General features: G+C 40.5%; 14 protein-coding genes. 9 read left to right on the forward strand and 5 right to left on the reverse strand.

All coding sequences use genetic code 11. From position 1 onward, the window contains the following. Window positions 1–10: 10 nt before the first annotated feature. On the reverse strand, window positions 11–1873 hold the full coding sequence (locus ACFWE9_RS16325) for a transglycosylase domain-containing protein (RefSeq protein WP_377357724.1): 1863 nt from the start codon (window positions 1871–1873) through the stop codon (window positions 11–13). A 263-nt stretch (window positions 1874–2136) separates the two neighbouring features. Between ACFWE9_RS16325 and kapD the strand changes: the two genes are divergently transcribed. Further along, window positions 2137–2760 carry a 3'-5' exonuclease KapD gene (gene kapD / locus ACFWE9_RS16330; protein WP_230159422.1) on the forward strand — a complete coding sequence of 208 codons (624 nt, stop codon included), beginning with the start codon at window positions 2137–2139 and terminating at the stop codon, window positions 2758–2760. 40 nt (window positions 2761–2800) lie between these two features. On the opposite strand, the gene kapB is transcribed toward kapD, so the two are convergent. Next, a complete protein-coding gene (kapB, locus tag ACFWE9_RS16335; protein ID WP_230159423.1) occupies window positions 2801–3187 on the reverse strand; it encodes a kinase-associated lipoprotein KapB in 387 nt (128 codons plus the stop codon). A gap of 178 nt (window positions 3188–3365) precedes the next feature. On the opposite strand from kapB, the gene ACFWE9_RS16340 reads away from it, so the two are divergent. The 4 genes from ACFWE9_RS16340 (at window position 3366) to ACFWE9_RS16355 (ending at window position 5613) form a co-directional block, all read left to right on the forward strand. Next, complete coding sequence (locus ACFWE9_RS16340) at window positions 3366–3956, forward strand: peptidylprolyl isomerase (protein WP_377357727.1); 591 nt, start codon at window positions 3366–3368, stop codon at window positions 3954–3956. A gap of 132 nt (window positions 3957–4088) precedes the next feature. Further along, the gene (locus ACFWE9_RS16345) at window positions 4089–4313 is read left to right on the forward strand and encodes a hypothetical protein (protein WP_230159424.1); all 225 of its coding nucleotides are present in this window, start codon (window positions 4089–4091) and stop codon (window positions 4311–4313) included. Between the two features lie 168 nt (window positions 4314–4481). Continuing rightward, window positions 4482–4958 (forward strand): GNAT family N-acetyltransferase, encoded by a 477-nt coding sequence (locus tag ACFWE9_RS16350; protein ID WP_230159425.1) that lies wholly within the window; start codon window positions 4482–4484, stop codon window positions 4956–4958. Between the two features lie 40 nt (window positions 4959–4998). After that, entirely contained in the window at window positions 4999–5613 is a 615-nt protein-coding gene (locus ACFWE9_RS16355; protein ID WP_230159426.1) for a PH domain-containing protein, read from the forward strand. A 266-nt stretch (window positions 5614–5879) separates the two neighbouring features. On the opposite strand, the gene ACFWE9_RS16360 is transcribed toward ACFWE9_RS16355, so the two are convergent. Next, window positions 5880–7055: a MalY/PatB family protein gene (locus ACFWE9_RS16360; protein ID WP_377357729.1), complete on the reverse strand. Its 1176-nt coding sequence runs from the start codon at window positions 7053–7055 to the stop codon at window positions 5880–5882. 101 nt (window positions 7056–7156) lie between these two features. On the opposite strand from ACFWE9_RS16360, the gene ACFWE9_RS16365 reads away from it, so the two are divergent. After that, complete coding sequence (locus tag ACFWE9_RS16365) at window positions 7157–7417, forward strand: DUF1871 family protein (RefSeq protein WP_230159428.1); 261 nt, start codon at window positions 7157–7159, stop codon at window positions 7415–7417. A 121-nt stretch (window positions 7418–7538) separates the two neighbouring features. After that, window positions 7539–7733 carry a hypothetical protein gene (locus ACFWE9_RS16370; RefSeq protein ID WP_377357731.1) on the forward strand — a complete coding sequence of 65 codons (195 nt, stop codon included), beginning with the start codon at window positions 7539–7541 and terminating at the stop codon, window positions 7731–7733. Here ACFWE9_RS16370 and ACFWE9_RS16375 read toward each other — a convergent pair. Next, complete coding sequence (locus ACFWE9_RS16375; RefSeq protein WP_377357733.1) at window positions 7726–8562, reverse strand: alpha/beta fold hydrolase; 837 nt, start codon at window positions 8560–8562, stop codon at window positions 7726–7728. The genes ACFWE9_RS16370 and ACFWE9_RS16375 overlap by 8 nt on opposite strands. Window positions 8563–8850: 288 nt before the next feature. Between ACFWE9_RS16375 and ACFWE9_RS16380 the strand changes: the two genes are divergently transcribed. Both ACFWE9_RS16380 and ACFWE9_RS16385 read left to right on the forward strand, forming a co-directional pair. Then, the gene (locus tag ACFWE9_RS16380; RefSeq protein WP_230159431.1) at window positions 8851–9351 is read left to right on the forward strand and encodes an Lrp/AsnC family transcriptional regulator; all 501 of its coding nucleotides are present in this window, start codon (window positions 8851–8853) and stop codon (window positions 9349–9351) included. Next, a complete protein-coding gene (locus ACFWE9_RS16385) occupies window positions 9348–10517 on the forward strand; it encodes an aminotransferase (protein ID WP_230159432.1) in 1170 nt (389 codons plus the stop codon). The genes ACFWE9_RS16380 and ACFWE9_RS16385 overlap by 4 nt, the downstream gene beginning before the upstream one ends. A 158-nt stretch (window positions 10518–10675) precedes the next feature. On the opposite strand, the gene ACFWE9_RS16390 is transcribed toward ACFWE9_RS16385, so the two are convergent. After that, on the reverse strand, window positions 10676–11029 hold the full coding sequence (locus ACFWE9_RS16390) for a helix-turn-helix domain-containing protein (protein WP_377357736.1): 354 nt from the start codon (window positions 11027–11029) through the stop codon (window positions 10676–10678). Window positions 11030–11412 lie beyond the last annotated feature (383 nt).

The raw sequence follows: 11412 nt of genomic DNA on the forward strand, positions 1-11412 counted from the left end.
GCACCTTCTTTTATTCCTCGGCAGTCTGGCTGATATCTTTCCATATCAATACATGAGGTGTGTGTGAATAAATGGATTGCAGATTGGAGGGCTTGTCTCTTCCGATCCAAACGCCGGTTGTGTAGTTTTGTGTCAGGCCGACAAACCACATGTCTTTCACATCATTGGTCGTCCCGGTTTTACCACCGATATAGTCTGTAGGAAAGTAGGCTTTGCGGGCCGTCCCGGTTAGGGTTACTTCATAGAGAAGTTGCCGCATCTTGTCTACGGTGCTTTTGCTCCATATCTCCTTGGATTTGTCCTTCCAGCTATAAAGGACTTTACCTTCTTGGTCGGTGATGTTAATGATCGCGCGCGCTGGCTGATAGTTTCCATCATTGAAGGAAGTATAGGCATTCGTCAGTTCAAGCGGACTCATGCCATACTCGAAACCGCCTATAGCCGAACTGATATGGTGGTCATTTTTGGTCACCTTTTTAAAATCGAATGCATCCAGATACTTAAAGCTCTTTTCCATGCCAGTCTTTTCAAAAAGCCTTATGGCAGGTGTGTTATAGGATTGTGCGAAGGCACTCCTTAATGTGACCATCCCGTAGCTATCACCGCTATAATTTTTTGGACAATAACTATTGCTGCAATAGCTTGCTCCGCTAACGAGCTGATTGATGTCAGCATCCGTCTCTTCAATATAGGGAGCATAATCAAGAAGTGGCTTTATGGCTGACCCTGGTTGCCTAAAGCTTTGGTATGCCCGATTGAAAGAATTTTTTTTATAATCTTTTCCCCCAATCAAAGAGACAAGCTCGTGCGTATGATGCTGTATAACCACTATAGCTCCTTCGATATCATTGACACCGATTTTTGATTGTACAGCAGTCTTGGACTGCGTTTGCAGCTTAGTATCGAGTGCGGTATGGATGGTTACACCGGAATTTAAAAGCTTTTCGACCCGTTTATCCAGCTCGGCTTCCGCCTTCTTACGTGTAGCTTCATCAGAACTTTGCAAAGATCTTGTGAGACCTTCAGTGGATGCCACCAGGTTTTTCAATTCCTGATGAACATATGTCACATAATCAGGATATAAGTCTACCGAGGTGGACAAGTCTAATTTAATCGTACTTTTGATAAGCTTTTCATACTCGATCTGTTCTAAATAACCTTCAGCTACCATTTGTTTAAGTAACCTCTCTTGTCGCTTTTTCGTTTCATCGAAATGTTTAAGAGGATCATAGTGTTCAGGATTATTAGGGATTGCTGCCAGGAAGGCAAGTTCCGCCTTGGTTAACTCCCCGGTCGGTTTACTGAAATAAAACTGGGAAGCGGCTTCAATTCCATAAGCTCCATTACTGAAATATATGGCATTCAAATATAGCTCCATGATTTCTGGTTTTGATTTCTTTCGCTCTAATTGATAGGCATAAATGAGTTCACTAAGTTTTCGGTTATACGTCCTATCATGGGTAAGAAATACATTCCTGGCCAGTTGCTGGGTAATGGTGCTGCCACCTTGTTCTATGTTATTATTTTGTGAATTGATAAGAAGTGCCCTGCTTAAGCCGGATATGTCAAAGCCTGCATGATCATAAAATTTTTGATCCTCTGTAACAATGAACAGGTTTTCAAGGAATAGAGGGATGTCTTCAAGTTTTAGGTAAGTCCGTTTTTCACCATTGGAAATTTCACTGATCACTTTTCCATTTGCAGCTGTCATGTAACTTGTCTGAGCCAGCTCGATCGAATCAATAGGAATCCGCTCGTCTAGTACATGATAGGGAGATTGGGCTAAGGACCACTCTTGATAGGAAAGAAAAATGAAAAGGGTCAATATAGGAACTAAGAGGAAAATCGAGATATAACCAAGATACGTGCGCATAGTTCAACTTCCTAACTAATATATTTTTAGTATGTTCTTGGAAAAAGTACAGGGATTAAAAATGGTACTTTTGGTTCATTAATCCATCATAATCCAATTAAGGTAAAGAGTTTTGGTGAATTTAGGAATGCAGGTGCCGTATCATGGCGTTGTACGATCCGGTGAAAAACTTTCTAAATCTTCTGTTATAATATGGTCATGAGAAAGTAAAAACCAATATTTGTTTATATGTTGATGTCAAGAATAAGAAGGGGGTCATAAAAATGGAGGAACAACAGCAATATGTATTCATTGATTTTGAATTTACGATGCCGGAAGGAAAAGCGAATCCAGTAGGGTTTTATCCTGAAATCATTGAAGTAGGTTTGGTCTCTGTCATAAATGAGACAATTCAGGAACAGTACTCTTCTTTTGTTAACCCATTGAAATTTCCAGTCCTAACGGGAAGATGCAAGAAATTCTTGAATATTACCCAAGATCAGGTGGACCATGGGATTTCATTTGAGGAGCTGGTTTCATTATTGAAGAAAATAGATGAGCAACACCCATCGACAATTGTGACTTGGGGAAATATGGACATGAAGGTACTCCGTCAGAACTGTCAGAAATCAGGAATGGAATTTCCTTTTACAGGAAAACAAACAGATCTTTGCCTCGAGTACAAACGTTTTTTTGGAGATCAAAATCAAACCGGACTTTGGAAGGCTGTACAGGCCTATGGCAAAGAGGGGACAGGCAAGCATCACAGGGCGCTGGATGATGCAATTACGACATATAATATCTTCAAGCTAGTAGAGAAAGATAAGAGTTATATGCAAAACCATGAACCGACAACAATTGGCGATCGCATTGATTTATCAAAGGTATTGAATCATTTAGCGTTATAAAAGCCAAATCTTATACTACCGATTTGGCTTTTATCATTCTTTATTTGAAATAATCCGCCGCTAGATCTTCAAGCAGCTGTAAGCTTTTATCATTCCACTCTGTGTGTGCTTCGCTTAAGGACCGTTTCATTTTCTCAACCGCTTCTCTTAAGGATTCCTTATACTCAGGAATTTCCTCTTCAAAGACCCTGACCATATTCTTAGGCACATTGGTTTGCTCCCGGAATGCAAGAGCACGCCGTTGATGGAACATGGACACTTCCGTTTGCTTCGGGTTATGAAGATCTCCTTGCATGGGATGCTTCAAAACGGCCAACACTTTAACAAGATATGCTGCAGGTCTGATATCGGTGACTTCCCCGATGTATTTTCCTGTTTTATATATGGCGGTAACCTTATCGCCGATTTTAAAATCCTGTTCAGACATTTCCCTACCACCTTTCTTATAACTTCCTTCATGATACATAAGAACAACGATTTTTCACAGCGTATTTGTTCAATTTCGCAAAGATGCTTTTTTTATAAAAATCGTGTAAAGTGTACAAATGAAGATGGAAAATGGAGTTATCATCCATTTTATTTAAAAAAGAAAGAGGTTATCTACAATGACAAACTTTCCACAATTAACAAGCGAAGTATCGGAAAATGAAAAAGCGGTCATCATGCAAACGACCCTGGGCGATATTAAAATCAAACTATTCCCTACGCTGGCTCCGAAGACAGTGGAGAATTTCTTGACTCATGCTGAAAACGGTTACTATGAAGGGATTATCTTCCATCGCGTCATCAAGGATTTCATGCTTCAAGGCGGAGATCCAACAGGGACTGGAATGGGTGGAGAAAGTATCTGGGGAGCTCCATTTGAGGACGAGTTCTCCATGCAATTATTCAATTTGCGGGGAGCGCTTTCCATGGCAAATGCAGGACCGGGAACAAACGGCAGCCAATTCTTCGTCGTGCAAGCACAGCACGTGGACAGCAGGATGGGTGAGCAAATGAAGCAGGCCGGTTATCCAGAAGAAATCATCAATGCTTATATGGAACAAGGCGGCACACCATGGCTTGACCATAAGCACTCTGTGTTTGGACAAGTCGTAGATGGCATGGACGTTGTTGATACGATTGCTAACGTAGAGACAGTTGGGGGAGACAAACCAGCTGTTGATGTAGTGATCAAAGGGATTACCATTTTATAAACCTTAAAAAGCGAGAGGCTTAATGCCTCTCGCTTTTTAAGGTTTTAGTGGAATGGCCCCACTAGTGGATTGTTCTGGTAATTGATATAATGGGATAAAGCAGTTTATTCCCTATCAGGAAGGAAGGATCCGATGGACTTTATCAATCATACTTTACTAGGTTTGTTTCTTTACTTTCCAGAAGACAAGACTGAATATATCTCGGCTGGTATAACTTGTTTCATCTTTTTAGTTGCAGCCGTTTTTACGATGAGGGCAATTATAAGATATTCAAAGAAAGAAGAAATGAAAACAAAGCAATTAGAAGATGAAGTCACTAAAAGGAATCAGCGTATAAAGGAAGATACTCTTTCTTGATCCCGGAAGATTCGAGCGTATTATTCCAAGAATATTGATTATCCATGAATGGTATAATGTTTTTTAGAAGGTTGTAAAGGACCGGAATAATGAATAAAATGTTCCCTTATTAGCATACGCATTTTATACTATAAGCATAGAGATAGAATTTTGGGGGCGTAAATTGTTATGCAAATCGTAGCTAAAAGAATGATTGCGGCAGATACGGTTAAAAATTTTTTCATAGAGCACTGGGAGACGACCCAAGTCGTTTTTTCAAGAGGCTTGTTCCATTATGCGGAACTTGAGGGTTTTGGAGTGATGGGCGAGAATGAAAAAATCACGGGGCTGGGAACATACAAATTATCGGACCATGTATGTCAGATCATTTCTTTGAATAGTGAGCATGAGAATCAGGGTGTGGGCTCATCGTTGCTTTATGTAATGGAAAATATCGCAAAAGAAAAAAATTGCCATACTATTAAAGCGATTACAACGAATGATAATTTACAGGCTTTGAAGTTTTTTCAAAAGCGTGGTTATGTCATTTCGGAAATCATTAAAAATGCAGTGGAAGAATCAAGGAAGGTCAAGCCCGAGATTCCATTTTACAGTTTTGATGGAATTCCGATCCGAGATGAGATAATACTAGAGAAATACTTATAATAGGGTGTACTTCACCTGAATTTTGATAGGGGGAATGGAAATGTTTAAGAAGATTGCGGCGGATGCCCTTGGTCTTAGTGATATTGGAAGTGTGATTAGACCTGCGGATTATGATAAGGTGGATGCTGATGACTATATCATGCACGAAGATGAGGAAAAAATTTATTTCCTGATTAAGTCAAAAACCGATGAGTACTGTTTCACGAATCAGGCGTTCATACATTTGGATGGAACAAGCGCCATAAGCAAAAAGCGGACACTTACGAGATATAGCTATAGCCAGAATAATATTTCCAACGTGACTCTTGAAACGGCTGGCACTGTGGATCTGGATGCGGAAATTAAATTTTCGATCGGTGCAAAGACTTTCTCCATTGATGTCCATAAAAAATTCATTGAAGAATTAAAGGACTTGTTCAAATCACTCGTGAAAATATCGGAAATTTGTCACGAGAATGAGTATGCCCTTCAATTTGCCCAGCAAAGTGTAAACCTAGCTTCTTCCACTTTGAACCAAGTTCGGACTGAGGGAAGCCAAATGGCCGCGAGTTTCAAGGAAATTAATTCAGCTGCTTTTGAATGGTTGATGGACAGCCGGAAGAAATACCATGTGAAAGATTTCGGCTATGTTTTTGAAAAGTATATCAATAATTAAAAAGAAGGCGAACACAGAGTGATGTGTCCGCCTTTTTTTTTTTATTGTTCAAATCACTCAATCCAGGGCTATGTTCATTTGGCATATCCGGCATTTCAGGGATGATATCCGTCTGGAGTTTCGATGACAGCAAGTTGTTATCCGATTTATACCTTTATGGTAGGACATGAAGAGAGAAGTACTAGAGGGAAGAACGCTGCTAAAAGGCCTTCAACAGCAATTACAGTAAAGAACCAGGCACAATTTTGCCTGGTTCTTTGCTTTTTTTATGGAAAAGCCAATTTCAAACGGTTTAGCCCTTCCATCAGGATGCTGCGTGAACAACCGAGATTCATTCGCACGAAACCTTCTCCGCCAGGTCCGTATTTTGAACCAGGCTCCAACGCGAGCTTTCCTTGATGGATCAGTCGCTCCTTTATTTCCTTGTCAGTCAATCCAAGATCACGGCAGTCAATCCATAACAGGAAAGAAGCTTCCGGATGCATGACATGCAGTGAAGGAATTTCAGCAGCTATGAATTCCTCTGCCACTTTTATATTCTCCTCAATGTAGTCAATCATGTCTTCGAGCCAATTCCTGCCCTCTCGATAGGCGGCTTCCATCGCTGTTAAGGCAAAGATATTAAGACCATTGAAGGCCAGTTTCGTTTGGACCTTTTGCAATTGCTCCTGCAATTTTTCATTACTGGCGATTAGGAATGAAGCCTGAAGGCCGGCAATATTGAATGTTTTACTTGGGGCCATTAACGTAACGGTTATATCCGCTAATTTTTCTGAAAGTGAGGCGATCGGATAATGCCTCGATGTTGTATGAAATAGGTCAGCATGTATCTCATCACTGACGATGACTACATCATTTTTTTCACATAGCTCTCCGATTCGCAATAGTTCGTCCTTTGTCCAAACGCGTCCTCCAGGGTTATGCGGACTGCAAAAAAGGAATAGTTTCACTCCGCTTTTCAGCTTGTCCTCAAAATCTTTGAAGTCAATCTCAAAGCGGTCCTTTTGTATGGTAAGGGGACTATTGACCACTTCCCGATCATTATTTTTGATCATATCAAAAAATGGTCTATAGACGGGAGATTGTAACAATATTTTATCGCCCGGTTTCGTGAATGCTTGAATCGTTGTACCAATTGCGGAAACGATGCCAGAGCTAAATGAGATCCACTCTTTATCGATTTGCCAGGAGTGCCGGTCTTTAAGCCAGCTTTGAATTTCGGTGAAAACCGTTTCGGATGGGACGGTATAGCCGAAAATCGGATGGCTCAAGCGTTCCATTAACGCCTTTTGAATGCCTTCAGGAGATGCAAAATCCATATCTGCTACCCACATTGGGAGAACATCTTCGCGCCCATACAATGATTTGAGCGAGGTTTTATCCCATTTTTCAGACCCTGAATTTTCCCTGTTAATATGTTCTTCAAAAATTGACTTGTTCAAAATATACACCCCGAATAAAAATTTATCGTCTTCGCGAAAAGCCTGTTGTTATGATACTATGATATCATGTTCTTTGAAAATATTGAGCAGGTGATGATGATATGGATACACAGCAAATGAATATAGCGTTGGTTGCCGTTTTGCAAGAGTGGGACCCATTCAAGATAGGATGGGATCTATATGAGCCGGAAATTGCGGATACAGTCGTAGCGATCCGGGATATCGATAACCCAAAGGAACTGGCAAGAAAAATAAAATCCATTTACGAATTCGCGTTCGATGAATCCGTTCAAATGGACAAGTGCCTGGAAGTTGCTCAGAAGTTGCTCATCATAAAAAATGATGCCAGCTGTTCGATTTAATATAAAGGTGAAAAGGGTGTACCCAGAAATCAGGGGCACCTTTTTTATGTTGTTTTTTTATGCTCTCTACTCGTGAGATTGCGCAGTTAACTCGTGAGATTGCGCAGTTTACTCGTGAGTTGTGCAGTTAACTCGTGAGATTGTGCAGTTAACTCGTGAGATTGTGCAGTTTACTCGTGAGTTAGTGCAGTTTACTCGTGAGATTGCGCAGTTTACTCGTGAGATTGCGCAGTTTACTCGTGAGTTGTGCAGTTTACTCGTGAGATTGCGCAGTTTACTCGTGAGTTGTGCAGTTTACTCGTTAGGTTTTACTTAGCCACTCCAAGAAATCCCTTAATTAATCGATACACTTCTTCCGGCTTCTCTTCAGGTAGAAGGTGCCCCGAATCCTCAAGGACAACAAGTTCGGAATTAGGCAGGTCATCATGCAGTCTTTGGCCAATATTCACCGGCACCACTCTATCGTGCCTTCCCCAAATCAGCAGACAGGGTGTATGGATGTCAGCGAGCTCTTCCTTCAACAAATCGATTTCCTTATCTCGAAGCATCCTCCCTAAGGCACGGAATATATCATGTTTCTTTATGAATGGCCCTAGATAGCCCTGCCGCATCTCATCGTCTATCATGGCCGGGTCATAGACGACATTTTTTAAATTTTTTTCGATACCTGACTTTTGTAAATAACGTTTTATCCCGAATGAAAAGAATGGCAGGTAGCTGACCATCTTCATTTTTTCCGAATAGCTAGGCTGATAGCCTGAACCGGCAAGGAGAATGGCATGTTCGACCAGATCGGGATGTGATTTGATGAGTTGCAGGGAAATCTGCCCGCCCATGGAATGGCCGATTATACTGAATGCCCGAATATCTTTCTCCTTTAAAAACTGAACAACGGAATTGGCCATGTTGCGGAATGAATATGTATATCGATAATCTTTTCCGCTTTGCCCGAATGGAGGGAGATCTAGTGAAATCACATTGAATTCCTTGGTTAAATAGGGCACTAATTTACGGAAGCTGAAGCTGGATGACAAAAAACCATGAAGTAGCACAAGGGTGGGGAAGGAATCATCTATTTGGTCATGTTCAAAATAGATTTCGATATTATCTACCCGTTCGACACCTTTAATTTTCTGACTTTCCATATACCTTCTCCTCCGTTGTTGGTAATCTCCTGAATATTCCAAAAAAGGTCATACAATTACTGTTGCATAACAGTAATTGTATGAATCGTCATTAAAAAAGACAATTACTATAACAGGTCACCGACCAATTTTGATATAATAGTGTAAGTTTATCCTGACAGAATAAGTCTTATTAATTTATATTGTCATATAGGATTCTAAAAAAGTCTAATAAGGTTATTCGTGAGACATCTGCCAGCGCCATAAAGTCACATCTAAATTAGTGAATTCCAAAAGGGGGGTTTTCCAATGCACTTGAATGAAGAGGAATTGGAAGTCTTGAGAATTATTGAAAATAACAGCCGGATCGATCTGAAGGATTTGGCTAAAATGACCGATTTATCAGAAGCGGACATAGAAATAACATTGAAGAAATTAGAAGATATGCGTGTTATTGTCCGTTATTTAACAGTCATTAACTGGACAAAAGTGGATGAATACCATGGTGTCACAGCGATGATTGATGTTAAAGTCACTCCAAAACGCGGGGTCGGTTTCGATGAGGTCGCAAAAAGGATTTACAAATTCAAAGAAGTTCAATCCGTTTATTTAATGTCTGGTGTCTATGATCTTTCAGTCATTGTCGAGGGACGTTCGATGAACGAAGTGGCAAGCTTTGTTTCAGAAAAACTTTCGACACTTGATTCCGTCATTTCCACGACGACTCATTTCATCATGAAAAAATACAAGCACGATGGCACGATTTTTGATCAAACTGAAGAAGATAAGCGGATTGTGGTGTCACCATGATTAAAACGAGTTATGTATCAAGGACGATTGCAGAGCTTAAACCATCAGGCATACGCCGTTTTTTCGATATGGCAGCGAATTTGGAAGGGGTCGTCTCGCTTGGTGTGGGTGAACCCGATTTCGTTACATCTTGGGCAATAAGGGAAGCGGCGATCAACTCCTTGGAGGAAGGGTATACCTCTTATACAGCCAATGCCGGATTATATGAATTAAGGTCGGAAATCAGCGGTTACATGGAGAAGCAATTCCATGTTTCTTATAGTCCAGAGGACCAAATCATCGTCACGGTCGGCGCAAGCCAGGCGCTTGATATAGCCCTGAGGAGCATCTTGAATCCAGGTGAAGAAGTCATTGTCGTCGAACCTTGCTTTGTGGCCTATGCACCGCTTGTGACCATGGCAGGGGGAATCCCGGTCACTGTCCAAACTTCCAAGGATGATGACTTTAAGTTGACTCCAGGGCAACTCGAAGCAGCTATTACGCCTAAAACGAAGGCTGTTTTAATCTGTTCGCCGAATAACCCGACTGGCACCCAGCTTGGGCAGGAAGAATTAGTGATGCTTGCGGATATTATTAAAAAGCATGATTTACTTGTCATTTCCGATGAAATCTATGCAGAACTTGCTTATGATGAGACATTCACCTCTTTTGCTGCCATTGAGGGCATGCATGAGAGAACAATTGTCATCAATGGATTTTCGAAAAGTTTTGCTATGACAGGATGGCGACTTGGGTTCGTTTGTGCACCTAAGGAAATTTCCGAAGCGATGCTCAAGCTTCATCAATATGCGATGATGTGTGCGCCTACCGTTGCCCAACATGCTGCATTGGAAGCATTGAAGCACGGAATGCAAGACGTTGAAGAAATGCGAAGGAGTTACCGCAGAAGAAGGAATTATATCGTGAAATCATTTAATGAGATGGGTCTGGAATGCCATAATCCTGGCGGAGCCTTTTATGCTTTTCCTTCGATCGAGAAAACGGGGATGACTTCGTTGGAATTTGCTGAAAAACTCTTGAAGGAAGAACTTGTGGCCGTTGTTCCGGGTGATGTGTTCGGAGAAAGCGGTGAAGGTCATATCCGCTGTTCCTATGCATCCTCCATGGAGCAGCTCCAAGAAGCGCTTAAAAGAATGGAACGTTTCATGAAGAAGCATTGTAAATAGGCAAAAAAAATTGGGATCCGGCCGTTACTAGCAGCCGGATCCCTTTCCATAGGGGGAATTAGAAAAAGAGTTAATCTAATGGATTAACATAGAAAGTGTTAATCATAGTATATCCAGGACTCTGAAAAATAATACACATACTGCCACCATTTTTTGAATTAGGCTTGTGTTTTATATAAAGTATGCATAACATTCAGAATTTGTTCTTCGCTAAAATCTTTAGCTGCTCTTAAAACGAGTTCAGCCTTTTTGGTTCCGATTTCTTCAATTAGCTTTTTTATGTCTTCGTCCAAACCAGAAGCATTCCCGGTTGGAGAATCCTTCAAGAATTCCGAAGCTGGAATATCAAGGACGGTTGAAAGACGCAAAATGGTTTGTGTATCAGTGACCGATTCACCTGATTCATACTTTTCAATCTTCTTTGTGCCGATTCGTAATTTTAAAGCAAGTTCCTGTTGAGTGAGATTATGATCTTCTCGGTATTGCCTGATAATCTTTGCGATATTGGACATTGTCATGCACTCCTTTTTTCAGGAAATATATTTTTTATGTAATTATTTTACCATATTATAACATAAGAAGAGTGGATGAATATGTAAGTTTTGTGAAAAACATGCCGCATAGTGAAGTAACGAAACGTCTTAAGGTGTTAACTAAGATCAAATGACTTAAGGAATACGAGTATGATAATCAATGTGCAGAATGCAGCGAATCAAAAGGCCAATAAGAATATTTAGCTTGTACATTACTTTCTTTAAAGCTTTTTATGATCATGAGAAATGGTGTCGAATTTCTCTAATTTCAATCGTTAGAAAAAAGAGTGGATATCCTAAGGGAAATGAAGGTTATTTGCAAATTTTTAGGATAAGTTATATATAACAATCTTATATTAATT

The organism is Peribacillus sp. NPDC060253 (assembly GCF_042727425.1).
Lineage (GTDB): Bacteria > Bacillota > Bacilli > Bacillales > DSM-1321 > Peribacillus.